16 protein-coding genes are annotated in these 17235 nt (G+C 63.0%); 2 read left to right on the top strand and 14 right to left on the bottom strand.

Translation table 11 applies throughout. The annotated features are described in order from the left end of the window. Positions 1–12: 12 nt before the first annotated feature. The 6 genes from rpsI to eccCa form a co-directional block, all read right to left on the bottom strand. On the bottom strand, positions 13–567 hold the full coding sequence (rpsI, locus tag L8U60_RS05230) for a 30S ribosomal protein S9 (protein WP_269965314.1): 555 nt from the start codon (positions 565–567) through the stop codon (positions 13–15). Continuing rightward, on the bottom strand, positions 567–1010 hold the full coding sequence (gene rplM, locus L8U60_RS05225) for a 50S ribosomal protein L13 (RefSeq protein WP_269965313.1): 444 nt from the start codon (positions 1008–1010) through the stop codon (positions 567–569). Before rplM ends, rpsI begins: the two co-directional genes overlap by 1 nt. Positions 1011–1302: 292 nt before the next feature. After that, entirely contained in the window at positions 1303–1584 is a 282-nt protein-coding gene (locus tag L8U60_RS05220) for a WXG100 family type VII secretion target (RefSeq protein WP_269965388.1), read from the bottom strand. Between the two features lie 70 nt (positions 1585–1654). Next, positions 1655–1975, bottom strand: coding sequence for a WXG100 family type VII secretion target (locus tag L8U60_RS05215; protein WP_269965312.1), 321 nt, complete (start codon positions 1973–1975; stop codon positions 1655–1657). A 162-nt stretch (positions 1976–2137) separates the two neighbouring features. Further along, a complete protein-coding gene (locus L8U60_RS05210) occupies positions 2138–3058 on the bottom strand; it encodes a type VII secretion-associated protein (RefSeq protein WP_269965311.1) in 921 nt (306 codons plus the stop codon). Beyond that, positions 3055–6645 (bottom strand): type VII secretion protein EccCa, encoded by a 3591-nt coding sequence (gene eccCa, locus L8U60_RS05205; protein WP_269965310.1) that lies wholly within the window; start codon positions 6643–6645, stop codon positions 3055–3057. Before eccCa ends, L8U60_RS05210 begins: the two co-directional genes overlap by 4 nt. 207 nt (positions 6646–6852) lie before the next feature. Here eccCa and eccD point away from each other — a divergent pair, with 207 nt between their 5' ends. Beyond that, positions 6853–8214, top strand: a complete 1362-nt coding sequence (eccD, locus tag L8U60_RS05200) for a type VII secretion integral membrane protein EccD (RefSeq protein WP_269965309.1) — start codon at positions 6853–6855, stop codon at positions 8212–8214. A gap of 2 nt (positions 8215–8216) precedes the next feature. After that, positions 8217–9401, top strand: a complete 1185-nt coding sequence (locus L8U60_RS05195) for a S8 family serine peptidase (protein WP_269965308.1) — start codon at positions 8217–8219, stop codon at positions 9399–9401. 23 nt (positions 9402–9424) lie between these two features. On the opposite strand, the gene eccB is transcribed toward L8U60_RS05195, so the two are convergent. The 8 genes from eccB to rpsM all read right to left on the bottom strand — a co-directional run bounded on the left by eccB (position 9425) and on the right by rpsM (position 17222). After that, complete coding sequence (eccB, locus tag L8U60_RS05190; protein WP_269965307.1) at positions 9425–10711, bottom strand: type VII secretion protein EccB; 1287 nt, start codon at positions 10709–10711, stop codon at positions 9425–9427. A gap of 112 nt (positions 10712–10823) precedes the next feature. Continuing rightward, positions 10824–12956: a DUF6541 family protein gene (locus L8U60_RS05185; protein ID WP_338026472.1), complete on the bottom strand. Its 2133-nt coding sequence runs from the start codon at positions 12954–12956 to the stop codon at positions 10824–10826. Between the two features lie 19 nt (positions 12957–12975). Beyond that, entirely contained in the window at positions 12976–13857 is an 882-nt protein-coding gene (gene truA, locus L8U60_RS05180; protein WP_420840154.1) for a tRNA pseudouridine(38-40) synthase TruA, read from the bottom strand. Between the two features lie 252 nt (positions 13858–14109). After that, positions 14110–14634 (bottom strand): 50S ribosomal protein L17, encoded by a 525-nt coding sequence (gene rplQ / locus L8U60_RS05175; RefSeq protein WP_269965304.1) that lies wholly within the window; start codon positions 14632–14634, stop codon positions 14110–14112. A 52-nt stretch (positions 14635–14686) separates the two neighbouring features. Beyond that, complete coding sequence (locus tag L8U60_RS05170; RefSeq protein ID WP_269965303.1) at positions 14687–15700, bottom strand: DNA-directed RNA polymerase subunit alpha; 1014 nt, start codon at positions 15698–15700, stop codon at positions 14687–14689. Between the two features lie 109 nt (positions 15701–15809). Then, positions 15810–16415: a 30S ribosomal protein S4 gene (gene rpsD, locus L8U60_RS05165; RefSeq protein ID WP_034664218.1), complete on the bottom strand. Its 606-nt coding sequence runs from the start codon at positions 16413–16415 to the stop codon at positions 15810–15812. Positions 16416–16445: 30 nt separating this feature from the next. Beyond that, positions 16446–16850 carry a 30S ribosomal protein S11 gene (gene rpsK, locus L8U60_RS05160; RefSeq protein ID WP_269965302.1) on the bottom strand — a complete coding sequence of 135 codons (405 nt, stop codon included), beginning with the start codon at positions 16848–16850 and terminating at the stop codon, positions 16446–16448. A gap of 3 nt (positions 16851–16853) precedes the next feature. Next, positions 16854–17222, bottom strand: coding sequence for a 30S ribosomal protein S13 (rpsM, locus tag L8U60_RS05155; protein WP_034664222.1), 369 nt, complete (start codon positions 17220–17222; stop codon positions 16854–16856). Positions 17223–17235 lie beyond the last annotated feature (13 nt).

Below are 17235 nucleotides of genomic sequence, written 5' to 3'. Positions count from 1 at the left end.
TGAGAGCAGCGATTAACGCTTGGAGTACTGCGGTGCGCGACGGGCCTTGTGCAGACCAGCCTTCTTGCGCTCAACAGCACGAGCGTCACGGGTGAGGAAGCCAGCCTTCTTCAAGGTCGGGCGCTCAGCCGGGTTGTAGATGTTCAGCGCGCGAGCAATAGCCAGACGCAGTGCGCCAGCCTGGCCGGTCGGGCCACCGCCGCCGATGTTGGCCTTGATGTCGAACTGGCCTTCACGCTCCAGCAGAACCAGCGGGGACAGGATGTCCTGCTGGTGCAGCTTGTTCGGGAAGTAGTCCTCGATGTCGCGGCCATTGATGGTGATCTTGCCCTCGCCCTCAACGACGGTCACGCGAGCAATAGCGCGCTTACGACGACCGACGGTCTGGATCGGGCCCTCGTGGTACGCCGGGGCCTCAGCCACAACGTCATCCTGGGAATCAGACTCGGCAGCGACTGCGTCACCGATGGTGTAGTTGAACTCCTCGGTAGCCGCGGTTGCAGCGTCGATGTCGGTCTCGCCAGCGAGATCGCTAGCGGTATCTGGGGTGATGTTCGGCTCGGTCATTACTGCGCCACCTGCTTAAACTCGAAGGTCTCCGGCTTCTGCGCCTCGTGCGGGTGCTCAGAGCCGACGTAGACGTGAAGCTTCTTAATGGACTGACGGGAGAGGCGGTTGTGCGGCATCATGCCCTTGATTGCCTCCTCGATGACACGGTCCGGACGCTCGTCCAGAGCGCGGCCGAGAGTGATGGAACGCAGGCCACCCGGGTAACCGGAGTGACGGTAACGCATTTCACGCTCACGCTTGTTGGAAGAAATGTGGACCTTGTCAGCATTGATGACAATGACATGGTCGCCGGTGTCGACGTTCGGTGCGAACTGCGGCTTGTGCTTACCGCGCAGCAGGTCAGCTGCGGTGGAAGCAAGCTTGCCCAGCACCACGTCGGTAGCGTCGATGACGTACCACTTACGGGTAATGTCACCGCTCTTCGGGTGGTAGGTAGACATTCATGACTCCTTGAAGTCTTAAATCTAGAAGGCTGCCGGCCATGGCGCGCTCCCTTAAGTTCCCTCCCCTATCCGGCGGCCGGTGGAGACCCGGTGAGGTGGGCCAGGCATAACTATGCCCGGTAAGAAAACACACAGGCCATAAACTTTAAAGCACTGGCCCCCAAAAACCCAAAACACCGGGGAACGGATTTTCTCCGCTCCCCGGCGTTTTATGACCATCTATCGCACCTGCCCCAACAGAATTGGGTCAGAATTACGTATTCGTAGCTGCCGTATGAATCACCCCTTCCTAAGCCCAGCTGTTTGCCGCAGCAGTGTTGACGGCCTTCATGCGCTGGTTGCCCTCTTCAACCGCGCGACCAATGGTGGACAGGATCACAGCGAGCTCCGCCGCAGCGGCATCCCACTTGGCTTGGTGCTGCTGGTAGCTCATAGCGGAGTCACCTTCCCAGCTGGCCACCATCGGCTTGATCTGGGCCTTGAGGTCTTCCAACTGGCCTTGGATGGTGCGGGACGATGTCTCGATGTCTTCGGCTGCGCCCGACAGGGACGCAAAGCTGTACTTAATGATGGACATGGTGTGGATCTCCTTAGTCTTCAGTCGTCTTCAGTCGTCTACGTGGTGTGCGAGTGTCAGCGGCTTACAGCGCCAGTCCAGCGGACCCGACAGAGGAGAAGGACTCAGAGTTCGTCGCCTCCACGTGCTCGAAGTTGCTGGCGTTGTCGCGGATGTTGTCTGCGATGCCGCGCAGGGCTTCGCTGAGACGGCGCTCAGCGTCGTCGAAACGGCGCATGAGGCCGTCGAAGCTTGCCTGTGCCTCGCCGGTCCAGTAGCTGCGGGTGGATTCCGCGACGTCCTGGAGACGGTTGAGTTCCGTGTTCACCGCGTCATTGGTCGCGTCCACGTTGTTCGCGGACGTGCGCATGACGTCGGCTTCTGTCCTGAATTGGTCGTTACTCATCTTTCCCCCCGATTGGTGGTTATCTGACTTGGTTGACGTGGTTCGGCTCCCCGATTGGCGCCTTACCTATCTACTTAGACTGCTTCAGGGCCCCATTTGGTTCCCTCACAATCCAAATTTGTGCGAAAAATTATTCCGCACGCGGCCTACCTGCACTTTTAACTAGGGCGGGTTGAACCGCGCGGTGTTGTTAGCCATCGTGCAGGCGGTCAATTGAATGGTTGTTGGGGCTGTGCGTGTGTGGCAGCCGAGTGAAATCTGGTGGCCGTGTTCCGCCCACGCAGCCCAAAGGGCCTCCGACCCGTCGGGCAGCATGTGCCGGTAGCGGATCTTCCCGTCGGCGCGTTCCAGCAAAGTGAGTTCCGGGTCTTCGCTGATTTCCCTTTCCACTTGGTCCAAGACAGCGTCCGCCGGCACCCCATATAGAGGGTCAACGGCAAATTGGATGCGCAGGTCTGGGTCGGGGCCGGTAGCGCGCCACATGTCCTCATCCGGGGCGAGCGCAAAGCCCGCGGGCAGCTCAACGCTCAAGCCCGCTTGGCTCAACGTCACGGTCTCCGGCTCTGGCGCAGGAGCAGTCGGTGATGGTGCGCTGGTGCGCGTCGTCGAAGGAGTGCTTATCGACGTCTCCTGCACCGCCGCCACCTCCGGCTGCCCCGCCACGCGCCCCATGACAAACCAGATCGCCGCAGCACACAGCAGAATCACTGCACCGACAACACCGATGAGCATGAGGTTGATCTGCCGGCCTTTGTCCTCCACATCCAGGGTGGGCCGGGGCACCGTGATGGTCTCCCATTCGGAGGTGGGAGGGGCGGGCGGAGGGACGTCGATAAGCGAGGACGCCTCTACCGTGTACTCGGTGAGCAGCGCGCGAAGCTCAGCCACGAGCTCATCGTCGGCGGCGACCTCGATGTGCACGGAGGTGGGCTGATCAGCCAGCAGGCCGCGGACGGTGGTGGCGATGTCGGCAGCGGTCGGCTCATCGAAACGATGCAAACTCGCGGCTCCACTGAAGATCGCGCAGCCTTCGGACACATCGATGCGCAGCACCTGGCGCGGCTGGTGAAGCGTGTGGGTCATGGCGCCTCCTTACGTGTGGCAATTTGGATCGGGCCAGCATTGCTCCCGGCGCGGACAAGGATGCCGCGGCCCGGATCCAGTGGAATTGGCCGCACGCCGAAGAGTTCGCCTTCTTCGCGCGTGCCCGAGAAGATGACGGCATCCGGCAATTGATCGCGCAGGCTGGACATGAATTGGGACAGCATCGCCCGCGCAGCGCCACCGAATTTGCGCGCAACAACGATGTGCAGACCGATGTCGTGGGCGTGCGGCAACAAGGGCAGAAGGGGCTGGAGGTGTTCGGGCGGGAGGAGCTCGAGGTCGTCGATAAGCAGGTAAATATCCGGGCCACTCCACCAAGAGCGCGCGGCGAGCTGCTCCGCGGTGACCTCCGCGCCGGGCAGACGCGCGGTGAGCGTGGCCGCGGCATCCGCAATCGCGGTGCGCATCGCGTCGGTGGAACTGCCGTACGCCGCAACCATCGCATGCTCCGCATGAGCCAGGTGCGCGCGCCGCGGATCAAGCAGAACAATGCGCGCCTCCTCCCGCGGAAGCCCAGCGACCTGCACGAAGATCGTGTCGATGAGAGTGGTTTTGCCGGAGCCCGCCGCACCAATTGCCACGAGGTGCTGCGCTTCAAGGTGGATCGGGCCAAGATCGCGCCCGCCGAGACCGAGCAGAATGCTTGTCGACGTCTCCCCCAACCCCACAAACCTCGGCAACACCTTCAGCTTCGGCACCGGCACTTGGCCTGCCGCCTGCGCGGCAACGTGGGCGATGTCCTCTTTCGCGGTGGCTGCCACGAGCATGCTTTGCCCCTGCGGTGTGATGCCGCGGCCGGGCAGCGCGGGCAGTTTTTCTTGTGCTTTGCGGTCAATGACGGAATCCATCGGCTCCGTAAGCTTGAGCTCCAAACGCGTGCCCACGAGATCGCGCACATTCGGCCGGATCGCGTTCCAGCGCTGGGTAGTGATCACCAGGTGAATCCCGGCGGCAGGCCCATCAGAAGCGATACGCGCGAGGGAGTCCCGGAGATCCTCCAGCTTGGAATCGGGTGCGGTCAGCGAATGCCAGCCATCAATGACAAGGACGGTGTGGGCGGACCTATTGTCTGCGCCCGGATTATCGATGAAGCCTTCAATCTCATCGATGATCCTGCGCACCTTTTCTTCATCAGCGCGCTCAGCGACACCGGCTACGTGTGGCAAGGATTCAAGAGCTTCGTGCTCCCCGCTACCGGCATCAATGATGTAGAAGCCGATCTGGTTCGTCGTGTGCGTGGCCGCGAGTGCCGTGACCAGGGTGCGCACCGCCATCGATTTCCCGGTCTGCGGGCCACCCGCAATGGCAAGATGCCCACCCGCAGTGTTGAGATCGCAGATGAACGGATCCTGGCGTTGGCGGTACGGGTCATCCACCAGCCCAATTGATGCCGCAAGTTCCCCTACCGGCTCACACACCGCGGGCAGACTCACCCGCGCGGGCAGCGGTGGCAACCAGATCTTCCGGGCTTCTTCCCCACGAAGATCAGCGGCAACGCGGGCGGCGCTGACCACGGCGTCGAGCAGAGTGGTCGAATCATCCGCGGTCATCTCCGGGGCCACGTCTGCTTCCCACCCAGTGAACACCCGCACGCCGGTAGGTGCCGGGGCGTCGTGCATGCGCCGCATCAACGGACCAGAAACGTAGGCCGCCTTGAAGCGCATGACCTCACTCGATGCGGTTTTGAGGTAGCCCGAGCCTGGATCCGCTGGCAGCTCATAGGCATCCGGGACCCCCAGAACCTGGCGGGATTCCGCAGAAGAGAACGTGCGCAAACCAATCCGGTAGGACAGGTGCGAATCAAGGCCACGGAGCTTTCCTTCCTCCAGGCGCTGAGAGGCAAGCAGAAGATGCACGCCCAGCGAGCGCCCCAACCGACCCACCGCGACGAACAGCTCCGCAAAATTCGGGTGCTGCCCCAACAGTTCAGAAAACTCATCCACCACGATGAGCAGTGCCGGCAACGGCTCCAACTCCGGGCGCGTGCTCATCCGTGCGGCGTTGTAATCAGTGACATTGGCAAAATTACCGGCCGCACGCAGCAGCTCTTGGCGGCGGTTCATCTCACCGGAGATCGCATCAAACATGCGCTCCACCAGCACCGCTTCGTTTTCCAGGTTGGTGATCACGGCGGAGGTATGCGGCAAATCCTCACACCCCAAAAACGTCGCGCCACCTTTGAAATCCACCAGCACCAAGTTCAGTTCGTCCGGCGAATGAGTTGCGGCGAGTGCGGCAACGAGAGTCTTGAGTAATTCCGATTTTCCACTGCCCGTCGCCCCAATGCACAGCCCATGCGGACCCATCCCGCCGTGAGCGGATTCTTTGAGGTCAAGGTACACAGGAGCACCGCTGGCACCCGGCCCGTCCGTCCCAATCGGCACCATGAGTTTCAGGCGCGTCCCCTCCCGGCCCGGCCACATCGCGGCTGGTGTCAGGGAGTCCACATCACCCAGGCCCAACAGTTCCAACAGGTCGCCGTTGCCATGACCGGCTGCGGAATCGGGGCGGCGGTAAAAAGAGAGGTTGCGGGCGATGAATTCGGCGGCGGGGGTGGGCAGAACGTCGATAAGCCCCAGCTTTTCTTTTCCTGCGGCCGTGACGGCGTGCAGCTCCCCATCGCACACGAGGTGCAGCGAATCGTCCTGGATGAGCGAGGTTTCACCGTCGTGAACAGCGATAACGCAGTTATGTGAGGCGGCGATGGCCTCCGGCGAGCCTGCCTCCACCACGGCCACGGTGAACGCGGCGGATTCAGGGTCCTTGGTGTGCGGCAACCACTTCGCCCACTCGCAACCCTCCGCCGCGATGTGCAGCCCCACGAGCTCCGGCCCATGGAAGAACGCGAGCTGCGCGATGATGGATCGCGCCACGTTTCGCGCATCCGGCCCGGTCAACGTCACCGTGGGGAAGGCTTCTAGCTGCACGATCACCGGCACATGCGGCACGGTGCTCACGGCGGCGATCGTGCGGCGTAGACTCACCGCGCACACTGGGTCGAGGTCTTCGGGAGAGCCGGGATCAGGGACGTCGATAGGCGTGCTCATCCGCGTCATCCCCACTCCCACCCGGACCTCTAATGCCCGCGGGTGTTCGCGGCCACGCTCCCACACGCGCTGCGCATCCACCCCGTTGACCAGCGTCGTTGGGTGCGGGTGAAAGAACTCGATGTGTTCACGCTGCTGCGCACCATTTTCCCGGGCACGCGCCGCCAACGCGTCAAGGTGACGCAGATAGACCCGGCGCGATTCATCAATATCCCCCGCCTTCTCCGGCGGGTTCAGCATGGTCAGTAGCCCCATGACCATCATGAGTGGAAACACCATCATCATGGGGCTCACGCCACGGCCAGACAGCGCCATGATGGCCACCATCGCGCCGATCGCCGCAACCATGACGATGGGCATGACCACCTTCATCAACGGTTCCGGTGGCCGGCGCACTGCCTGTGGCACGGTCTCTGCCTCGAGCTTTCCCGACGGCAACGGTGGCGCTGCATCCAGCGCATACTCCGCGTGCTCCCCTGCGGGCACAACACGGATTGGGTCATTATCGAGCCCAAGCATGAAAGAATCCCCCCTTGCTTCACGATCCCCCCGGATCGTCTGGCAACAAGAAGATCACAGATCGCGCCGAAGCGCTAGTGCTTCGGGAAAATTCTTTTACCCCGGTGCGCGTGTCCGCCGCGTGCGGTACATTGTCCGCAACACAGTTTCTTATGGTTCTTACCTGCGCGCGGGGGTGCGCTTGTAGGACAGCACCAAGGGGGGTCTATGACTGCGCCAGCATTGCAGCAAGCTACAACACCAGCCACAACATCAACGCAGGTCGTGCGCGTATCTATCCGCGCGAATGCGCGTGAATTTTCGCGGGTTATCGACGTATCGGTGCCCACGTCCTCCACGTTCAGCGACGTCTTGCCGGAGATCGCCCGGCTCATTGATCTGCCTCACATTAATCGCCCGTGGGAGTTCACCACTGCCGCGGGTGCCCCGCTTGATCCGCACACAGCGCTCATGCACATGCGGCTGCGGGATGGCGCTGTGCTGACGCTTCGCCCACATGAACCGGTTGCGCCGCCGGTGGTGCGCGATGCCGCGGAATCACTCGCGGCCGACTCGGCGCACTCCACCCCGCGCGGGGGTATTGACGTCTTGTTCTCCCTCACCGGCGCCACCGGTGCGGGGCTCCTCGTGGGCGCACTCATCACACCGCTGGCCGGTGCCGCAATCGCATCATTGTTGCTGGTTACAGTGGGAATTGTTGCGCGTTCACGCGTGCTGTTCCCCATCGCTGCCACACTGGCCGGCCTCGCGTGTGGCGCGTGGGTCGCCGGCCTAGGCGCTGAGCAAGCATCCATACAGCCGCTCGATCCTGCCGCGGCGCTGGGGGCACTCTCCGCGGCGGCTGTCACGTGCGTTCTCCTTTCAGGTGGTGCCACACTCGGGGTTGTCGGCCCGCGTTCCGGGGCCGGCTTGGTCACGGCTAGTTTCCTCGTGATGGTTGGCGCGCTCGGCGCGTGGATGCCCTCACCGCATGCACCCGCCGCGCTCATTGTCCTCGCCGGTCTCGCTGCAGTGATGGGCACGCCGGCTGCCGCCACGCGCGCTGCCGGCCTGCGGATTCCTCGCGTGCCCACCGCTGGCCAGGAATTCTCCATCGCCGATGACTACCAGGATGATGTGGATGAGCGCACCACCCGTGCCCGCTTCGTCGCCGACGGCATCAGCATCGGTGTTGCTGTATGCACGATCCCCGCGCTCATCTCGCTCGCCTTCGCCGCCTCCGCATGGGTCTTCGCGCTGGGCATCACGCTCGCAGGAGCACTGCTTGTCCACGCTTCGCGCCACCATTCCAGCGCCCCACGCCTCAGCCTCGCGCTCACCGCCGCCGTGGCTGCAGGTGGTGCGATTCTCACTGTGTCGCTTGTCGACGTCCCCCATCCCGCCCTCATCACCCTAGCCACCCTCACCACCCTTGCCTGCGCCTCCGCTGCTCTGTGGGCCCGACGCGTCCCGGAGCTAGAACCCACAACATTGGTGTGGATTGAGCGCGCTGAGGCCGCCGCCATCATCGGTGTTATCCCAGTGGCTGTGTATCTCACCGGTATCTTTGACCTGATCCGGGGGCTGTAATCATGCGGCGCACTACTTATGCCGCTGGCGCGGTCGCGCTGTTTGTCGGCTGCCTCACGTACCAGCCGGCTGTTGCGCACGCCCAGGACATCGCCTGCGCGGTGCCTGCTCCAGCCACATCGGGGCCAGAGGATGTGCCGGGGGCGGAGGAGCGGACGGAGCTTCGTCGATTAGCAACGGGTGCTGGCGTCAAAGTAGCCGTCATCGATACAGGCGTAGCCACGAACCCGCAGCTCGATCAACTCGTGCCCGGCGCGGATTTTGTCACCCCGGAAGACCCCCAGCCGTTTCTTGACTGCGACGTCCACGGCACCGTCGTCGCCGGCATCATCGCTGGCACCGACATCGGCATCGCCCCTGATGCAGAGATCATGTCTATCCGGCAGTCCTCCGCGCACTACCGCACCCCGCGGGAACCTGGGGCTGACGGCGCAGAATTCACCGCGGCTGGATCGGTGGAGACCCTGACAGCCGCCATCCACAACGCCCTGGATGAAGGCGCGCGGGTGATCAACATGTCCGTCGTATCCTGCTTAGAACCTGCCATCGCACCGCGCGTGGATACCCGCGGGCTCGTCGAGGCTCTCAATCGTGCTGAGCATGACGGCGCTGTCGTCGTCGCTGCTGCCGGCAACGCGAATCCGGACTGCCCGCCCGGGTCCACTGTTTTTCCCGCGCACTTTCCCACGGTGCTCGCCGTGGGTGCGCGCGCTGATTCCCACACGCTGACGGACTACTCCTTGCCCGTCCCGGAGGGGCATCGTCTCCTGTCTGCGCCTGGCCGGCCAGCTCTTGGCTTATCCGCGGGCCACGACGTCTGGTCCGCCGGCATCACCGCCGACCGCGGCGCCGTCCGCCCTTTCGAGGGCACGAGTTTTGCAGCGCCCGTCCTCAGTGGCACCGCTGCCCTGCTGAAACAGCGCTATCCGGACGCCACTGCCGCGCAGATCCGCGACATCATCGCGGCTGCCGCTGAACCGTCCGGTGGTTTTGTGGATCCATTGCGGACGCTGACCTTCCTTGGCACCACACACGTGTTGCCCCAGTCTGAGCCGCTCACGCTCACGCCTGAGGTGAAAACCCACTCCCTAGCGCCATCGCGCGCCGCTGTGCTGCTCAGCGTGCTGGCAGTGGTGGGCCTGCTTACCGCCGCGGTTGCTTCGGTGGTTGCGATGCGGCGGCGCTAGTACGTCTAGTACGTCTAGTACGTCTAGTACGTCGCTGTGAGCGCCGCCTCCCGGTTCAGCTCTGGGCCCGCGGGCAGCAGCCGGACAATCGCCCAGGGCACTGTTTCCGTGTGGGTGGCCCCGACGATGTCCAACAGCTCCTTGGCCTTCACCTCATGGCGCTGGCCTTGCGCCGAAATGACGTGGTAACCGGCCCCGGTATCCACCGCGACAGCACCGGAATCCAATCCCTTAAACCATGCCGCGGGAGCATCACCGGATAGTTCCACGGCCCCGGCGGTATCCATCGCACCTGTCGTGGCCACACGGCCGTTTTCTGTTGCACACACTGACATGTCCGCCAGGTTCATCCACTGCGGGGTGGCTTCTGGGACGTCCAGTGGCATGGGAGGATTGGCGTCCGGATAGGTTGCGATAGCCGCAGCCGTCATCCGCTTCACCTGCGCACCCGCCTCCACGAGGACAGCACGCTGAGTGTCTGTCACCTGTTGGATTCCGCCGTGAGGTGTGAGGATCCATGCCTCCGTATCTGTCTCCAGCACCTCAGGCAATGGGTGTGGCAGTCGGATCGGCGGCAGTTCCCGCATCGCATTCAGTACGCCATCAGCGCTGCCGACCTCCCACCTAGGTGTGCCGGCATCAATACCGAGCGTGCGGCGCAGAACACGGGAAGCCGGATCGGTGGCAGCGGGCAGCTTGGCGCGCCCCGCACTGGTCAGCAGCCATTCTTCGCTCTCATAGTGCGCAACGATCCCCTGCCCCTTCTTGAGGTCGTGGGCGGGTGCACCGGCGGTGACCACCACTGCGCGCTCATCCGCACCGCTGTCCACGCACGCTGACCACGCCACATCGTCACTGTCGCCCGGCGCGAACATCGCTGGTGCGGTTGACAGTCCGACGGGGACGCCGCGGGGCATGGCGGCCAGGCGGTCGTCGCCAATGCGCTGCGGCTCTTCAGGCACACCGGCGATAAGCCGCGCTGACGTCAAATTGGTCACCGGGTGTACGGTTTCCCCGACGCGCACGTACAGCGCGCCATCCGTTGCCCGCAGAATCGCCGCAGCACCCGGATCAGGGTTTGGGCGCAACCAAGCAAAAAGACCGCATCCAGCAGCAATAAGAGCCACGGCGATCACACCAAAGATCGCAGACCGGCGCCGCGAGGCCAACGGATCATGAATCATCCGGATGTCCCCGTAGATCAGGCCATGCTCCACGCGCCGCCGCATGAAACGGTGGCCAGAGACCTGTGACCGTGTGGTGGGAAGCAGCCGTTGCGCTCCCGATTGTTTGTCATTGTTCGTGCCCACAGGCACATCCCCCCTTGCGGTGATATTCCCCCAGTACGCACCCACCCCGTGCGGGTGCGTATCTGGCCTGAAATTCTAAGGGCTGCGGGGTGCCACCACAACTGGTTTCCCCTTACTGGATTGGTTCCAGCTCCGGCAGGGTACTCGACCCGCCCTTAGCCACAGCATCACGCTGCAGCGCCTTCAGTTCGGCGGTGCTGAACTGCGAGTTGACCGCAAAGATGGTTACGTTGTGGCGCTGGTACACGGGAGTCACGCCGGGGCTTGTCCACAGCGCTTTGTGGACTTGCCAGTTAACAGGCGTGTTCCAGAAGGTGTTGCCGGAGGAGATGATGAAGCGGACGTCGATGTTCTTTGCCGCTGCGTCGATGGGGTTTTCGGCGCCAGGCTTGCCGTGTTCACCAGTGCCAAGGAGAGCGGCGTGGTCAACGAGCATGATCGAGTTCGAACCAATGCCGCCGCTCGGCCACAGGTAGTGGCGGGAGACGGTGGGTACGCCGTGGATCGCGTATATCCAGGAGTAGCCTTCAGTGGATTCACCAAGGACGAGGCCTTCCCGGGCTTCCGGGCGTGAGGCAAGCCAGGAGAAGGCGGTGAGGTGGTCGCGGTCGATCATGCGGTCGTCGTTACGCGAGCTATCGAACGCTACTTTCGCACCGCCGTCCGCGCGCGCGATGGCCCACGCACCGGTGCCCCACGCGAGAAGCACCGCCGCGATGGCTGAGGCCGCAGTTGTGCCCCAGATCCAGGGGGTTGAGCCATATCGCTTACCGACGGGCCCCAAACACAACACCCGCACCACCACCGCAGCCCCCACTGCCGCGGCACCATAGACGACAAGGGCGACGATGGTGACAATGCGATGCGCCGAGTTGTAATGCGCCGATCCGATGAACGTGAGCAGCGGCTCAAACACCCCGCCGAGCGGCTGAAGCGCGTTCGCGGTGGCAGCCACCAAGATTCCGTAGAAGATCGGTGCCCACGTTTGGCCACGCCACACCAGCATGGCCACGGCGCCGAAGCCAGCGAGCCACAGGAGGATCGTCGGGTCCTGGTCCGGGAAGAACTCGCTGACGTGGCGGGTGTCCATCATGAAGGCCTTCTGCCACGCCTCGGCAGTGGTCACGTCCTCGCGCGCGTCCCAGGTCTGCACTTCTTCGGCCTGGCTTGAACCCGCGAGCAGTTGCGGCACGAACGCGGCCGTCGCACCGAAGGCGGGGATAGCCATCCAGAACACGTCGCCGATCCGTGAACGATCCGGACGCCACACCAGATACGTCACCCAGTAGAGCGCCACGGCGAGCACCACCACGGTGACCGCCGCCGGATGCACCTGCATCACTCCGAGGAACGCGAACAAGGTAGGTAGCGCCAGCGCGCGGTACCGCGGAACCTGTATGAACAGGGCCACCACGATGCCCGACAGCCCAATGGACACGATGTAGGGGCGCATGCCCACGAAGTCGCTCACCCACACCACCGTCGGTGCGGCGAGAATGGCAATCGGGGCGAGGCCAGTAGCGATCTGCGCCACCATGCCCTGACCACGCGCGATCGCCCATGCGAAGCCCGCAGCACCGCCCGGCAACGCGAGGCCATAAAGAACGATGGTGGCCAGGTTCACCGCCGCGACCGGCTCCAGCGATGCGGCCGAGGCAAACAGTGCTGTCGCCGCGTGGAAGGCCGACGGATAGAACAAAGGCGTGTGGGTCTCAGGGCTTTGCAGCTCCCCCATCCTGGTCGGCGAAGCCACACCGGTCTCCATGATGAAGCGCACAGAGTTGGCATGCCACTGCATGTCCCAGCCTTGAACAATGTTGTCCATCTGCCCCGGCACGCCAGCCTGCAGACGCAGCAGCATGGAGATCAGCAGCCAAACTCCAGCCACGATGCCAGCCCCCGGCAGAAGCCACGACGGATCGAGGATGCTGCCCCGGCGCCACTGCCCTGGCCACAAGGAACGCCACCAGGACTCTTTACTGATCCGCCGGTGACGCCGCGCAAAGAGGTAGCGCCACAGGCCAGCCACAGCCAGCAACAGCAGCCCAATAACCACGAAGGACAACCACCCAAAACGGATGTCCATCGCGCCGAGCAACCAGCTGGTCAAGCCCACCATTCCGAAGGTGGTTGGCAATGCCGCGGCCACAGCAGCCGGGAACTTCGCCCCCGCCACCCACGAAAAGACGAAGCCCGGCACCATGAACACGGCTATCGCGAGCCACACTGCCACACCAACGTCCATGAAATTCACTCCGCAAAGTTTAGGCGCTCGCCCCGCCGTTGCGGAACTGCACCTCCGATGCGTCACGACGATCTCTCGTCACCGCAGCACGATCCGCTAACTCATCGTCCGCCGGGTAGTCCACGCGGACCAAGGTGAGGCCGCAGGCGGGGGCGAGGCGGACGTGGGGCGAGCGGGCGCGCATAAGCAAAAGGCCCTCGATCCAGTCGGCGGGCTGCTGACCCGCACCCACGTCGAGACAGCTGGCTACGAGCGCGCGCACCATGTGCCAGCAGAATGCGTCCGCGGTGATCGTGGCCTCGAAGAGCTCTGGCTCTTCCGGCGTGGACACATCGGACCAGGTGAACGAGTGGACGTCGCGGATCGTCGTCGCGTGCGGGCGCGGCTTGCAGAACGCCGCGAAGTCGTGGAGGCCCACCAGCGCCGTCGCAGCTTCTTGCACCGCGTCCAGGTCGACCTTCTTCGGCCACACCGCGGTATCGCGCACCCGCAGCGGCGACGCGCCCGCCTCCGCCGTGGTCACGCGGTAGCGATACGTGCGGGTCAGCGCCGAAAAACGCGCATCGAAACCGTCCGGGGCCTCCGTCACGCGAGTCACGCGCACATCAGGGTCCAGCAGCTTTGCTAATCGACGCACCAACCTCCCCGCATCCCCCTCAATCGACCGCTGCTCCAAGCTCGCGCGGGGGACGTCCGCGTGCGCAACCTGCCCGGCCGCATGCACGCCTGCATCCGTGCGCCCTGCGACCGTGAGCTCCACCGGATGGCGCAGGATCAAGCTCAGCGCATCCTCCAAGACACCCTGGACAGTGCGCACCTCCTGGCCATCGACCTGCTTCTGGCGGGCCCAACCATGAAAATCGGTGCCGTCATAGGCAACGTCAAACCGGAGTCGCACCATCTCGCCCGCCTGCTCCGAGGGCACACCAGGTTCTTGATCACCTGCAGATGCACCTGTCCCTGTGTTCATGGCTTCCACCATAAAGCCCCCGGTTAGTCGCGTTTGACATCGCCCGATAAACCTGCAGGTCGCGTGTTAACTATGTGGCGTATGTGTTCAGGAACTCATACGCGACTAACCCCACACACACACAAAAGCACCCGCTCCCCCATGAAAGGGAACGGGTGATTGGCGCTGAAAAGTACGGGAACTTTAGTTCTCGTCCTCAGCCTTCTCTTCAGCCGGGGTCTCCTCAACCGGAGTCTCCTCGACCTTCTCCTCGGACTCAGCCTCAGCCTTAGCTTCCTCAGCCTTAGCCTCTTCAGCCTTCTCCTTGGATGCAGCAGCGCGGGTAGCGCGAGTTGCCTCGGCGGTCACCGTCTCCTCGAGAACGAGGGAGATGTTGGCCATCGGGGCGTTGTCGCCCTTGCGGTTCTCCAGCTTGATGATGCGGGTGTAGCCACCATCGCGGTTCTCAAACTTCGGTGCGAGCTCGTTGAACAGGTAGGCAACGACGTCCTTGTTCGGGATGTCAGCAGCCACTGCACGACGGTCGTTGACCGAGCCGGACTTAGCCTTGGTGATCAGCTTCTCTGCGTACGGGCGCAGAACCTTCGCCTTAGCGTGGGTGGTGTTGATGGAGCCGTGCGTGAACAGCTGGCTAGCCAGGTTGGACAGAATGTGCTTCTGGTGCCCAGCCGAGCCGCCGAGACGCGGGCCCTTCTTCGGGGTAGGCATTGTTACTCCTCGTGTGGTTTAAAAGTGTGTGCTCGAGCGATTGCTCAGCGCTTTACTCGGCGTCATCCATTCCGCCGTCGACAAAGTCGCCGGTTTCTGCGTCGTAGCCTTCAATCTGCGTCGGATCAAAGTCTTCCGGTGCATCCTTGAGGGTGAGCCCCAGGGAAGCCAGCTTGATCTTGACCTCGTTGATGGACTTCTGACCGAAGTTGCGGATATCCAGCAGATCCGACTCGGAGCACTCAGCGAGCTCACCGACGGTGTGGATTTCCTGGCGCTTCAGGCAGTTGTAGGAGCGCACGGAGAAGTTCAGGTCCTCGATCGGCATGTTGTATGCCGCGATGAACTCCGTCTCCTGCGGGGACGGGCCGATCTCAATGCCCTCGGCCGCGGTGTTCAGCTCGCGTGCGAGGCCGAACAGCTCAACCAGGGTGGAGCCAGCGGACGCGAGAGCGTCGCGGGCGGTCATGGAGTTCTTGGTCTCCACATCGATGATCAGCTTGTCAAAGTCGGTGCGCTGCTCAACACGCGTTGCCTCAACCTTGTAGGACACCTTCAGCACCGGCGAGTAGATCTGGTCAACCGGGATACGGCCGATCTCGCCGCCAGAGTTGGGCATTGCCGGAACGTAGCCGCGGCCACGCTCAACGACGAGTTCCATCTCCAGACGTGCGTTCTCGTTCAGAGACGCGATGTGCAGGTCCGGGTTGTGCACGGTGACATCTGCCGGCAGATCGATGTCTGCTGCAGTGACGTCAGCCGGGCCTTCCTTGGACAGGTACATGACAACCGGCTCGTCAGAGTCGGAGGACAGAACCAGGTCCTTGACGTTAAGGATGATCTCCGAAACGTTCTCCTTCACACCATTGATCGTGGTGAACTCGTGGAGCACACCGTCAATCTTGATGGAGGTCACTGCTGCGCCCGGGATGGACGACAGCAGCGTACGACGAAGCGAGTTGCCCAGGGTGTAGCCGAAACCAGGCTCGAGAGGCTCGATGACGAACTTCGAACGGTTGGTATCGATGTACTCCTCGGACAGTTGAGGACGCTGTGAGATGAGCATTGAACTTCTCCTTTATCGGCGACCGCTATATGACGCCGGTAGGTTCTGGCGGCATACACCGCCAAAACGGGAAAGTGGATGGATGCGCCGGGTAGCGAATCCTGTTGTTTTACTTCGAGTAAAGCTCGACGATGAGCTGCTCCTGCAGCGGAACGTCGATCTGAGCGCGCTCGGGCAGCTGGTGCACGAGGATGCGCAGGGTCTCAGGGACGACCTGCAGCCACGCCGGGACGACAGCATCGACCAGGTTGTCCTGTGCCTCTTCGAACCACAGCATGTTGCGGGACTTCTCACGGACATCGATGATGTCGTACTGGGTCACGCGGTAAGAAGGCACGTTGGTCTTCTTGCCGTTCACGGTGAAGTGACCGTGGGAGACCAGCTGGCGAGCCTGGCGGCGGGTGCGTGCCAGACCAGCGCGGTACACAACGTTGTCCAGACGGGACTCCAGGAGAACCAGCAGGTTGTCACCAGTCTTACCCGGAAGGCGGTTAGCCTCCTCGTAGTAACGACGGAACTGCTTCTCCATCACGCCGTAGGTGAAGCGAGCCTTCTGCTTCTCCTGCAGCTGGAGCAGGTACTCGGATTCCTTGATGCGAGCGCGGCCAGCCTGCCCCGGAGGGTACGGGCGACGCTCGAAGGACATGTCGCCGCCGACGAGGTCGACGCGGAGGCGACGGGACTTACGGGTAGCAGGGCCGGTATAACGAGCCATGATGTGTTACCTCTATTCCTTTCTGCCTAGTTAAACGCGACGACGCTTCGGCGGACGGCAACCGTTGAACGGCTGCGGCGTCACGTCGGAGATCGAGGACACCTCCAGGCCGGCGGCCTGAAGGGAACGGATTGCGGTCTCGCGGCCGGAGCCCGGACCCTTGACAAAGATGTCAACCTTCTTCATGCCGTGATCCATTGCCTTGCGTGCAGCATTCTCAGCAGCCATCTGCGCAGCGAACGGAGTGGACTTACGGGAACCCTTGAAGCCGACGTGGCCGGAGGATGCCCAGGAGATAACAGCACCGTTCGGATCCGTGATGGTCACGATGGTGTTGTTGAAGGTGGACTTGATGTACGCGTGGCCGTTGGCCACGTTCTTCTTTACGACGCGACGACCAGTGCGGCGCGCGCCGGAACGAGTCTTAGGAGCCATGAATTACTTCTTCTTTCCTGCGATGGTCTTCTTCGGTCCCTTACGGGTGCGCGCATTGGTCTTGGTGCGCTGGCCACGGACGGGGAGGCCGCGACGGTGGCGCAGGCCCTGGTAAGAGCCAATTTCGATCTTGCGACGGATGTCAGCCTGAACTTCACGGCGGAGGTCACCCTCTACCTTCCAGGAGCTCTCGATGACATCACGAAGAGCAGCAACCTGATCATCGGTCAGGTTGTCGGTGCGCAGGTCAGGAGAAATACCAGTCTTCTCCAGCAGTTCCTTGGAACGGGCAGGGCCGATTCCGTAAATGTAGGTGAGTGCGACCTCCATGCGCTTGTTGCGCGGCAGGTCAACACCAGCTAGACGTGCCATGTGGTACGTACCT

The sequence above is a fragment of the Corynebacterium meitnerae genome (assembly GCF_027570075.1).
Classification (GTDB): Bacteria; Actinomycetota; Actinomycetes; order Mycobacteriales; family Mycobacteriaceae; genus Corynebacterium; species Corynebacterium meitnerae.
This window is presented reverse-complemented; position numbering and strand designations above follow the sequence as displayed.

Bases quoted from the DNA above. Each gene is read 5' to 3' on its own strand.
- rpsI (WP_269965314.1), bottom strand. From the start codon at position 567: ATGACCGAGCCGAACATCACCCCAGATACCGCTAGCGATCTCGCTGGC.
- rplM (WP_269965313.1), bottom strand. From the start codon at position 1,010: ATGTCTACCTACCACCCGAAGAGCGGTGACATTACCCGTAAGTGGTAC.
- L8U60_RS05215 (WP_269965312.1), bottom strand. From the start codon at position 1,975: ATGAGTAACGACCAATTCAGGACAGAAGCCGACGTCATGCGCACGTCC.
- L8U60_RS05210 (WP_269965311.1), bottom strand. From the start codon at position 3,058: ATGACCCACACGCTTCACCAGCCGCGCCAGGTGCTGCGCATCGATGTG.
- eccCa (WP_269965310.1), bottom strand. From the start codon at position 6,645: ATGCTTGGGCTCGATAATGACCCAATCCGTGTTGTGCCCGCAGGGGAG.
- eccD (WP_269965309.1), top strand. From the start codon at position 6,853: ATGACTGCGCCAGCATTGCAGCAAGCTACAACACCAGCCACAACATCA.
- L8U60_RS05195 (WP_269965308.1), top strand. From the start codon at position 8,217: ATGCGGCGCACTACTTATGCCGCTGGCGCGGTCGCGCTGTTTGTCGGC.
- L8U60_RS05185 (WP_338026472.1), bottom strand. From the start codon at position 12,956: ATGGACGTTGGTGTGGCAGTGTGGCTCGCGATAGCCGTGTTCATGGTG.
- truA (WP_420840154.1), bottom strand. From the start codon at position 13,857: ATGGTGCGACTCCGGTTTGACGTTGCCTATGACGGCACCGATTTTCAT.
- rplQ (WP_269965304.1), bottom strand. From the start codon at position 14,634: ATGCCTACCCCGAAGAAGGGCCCGCGTCTCGGCGGCTCGGCTGGGCAC.
- L8U60_RS05170 (WP_269965303.1), bottom strand. From the start codon at position 15,700: ATGCTCATCTCACAGCGTCCTCAACTGTCCGAGGAGTACATCGATACC.
- rpsD (WP_034664218.1), bottom strand. From the start codon at position 16,415: ATGGCTCGTTATACCGGCCCTGCTACCCGTAAGTCCCGTCGCCTCCGC.
- rpsK (WP_269965302.1), bottom strand. From the start codon at position 16,850: ATGGCTCCTAAGACTCGTTCCGGCGCGCGCCGCACTGGTCGTCGCGTC.
- rpsM (WP_034664222.1), bottom strand. From the start codon at position 17,222: ATGGCACGTCTAGCTGGTGTTGACCTGCCGCGCAACAAGCGCATGGAG.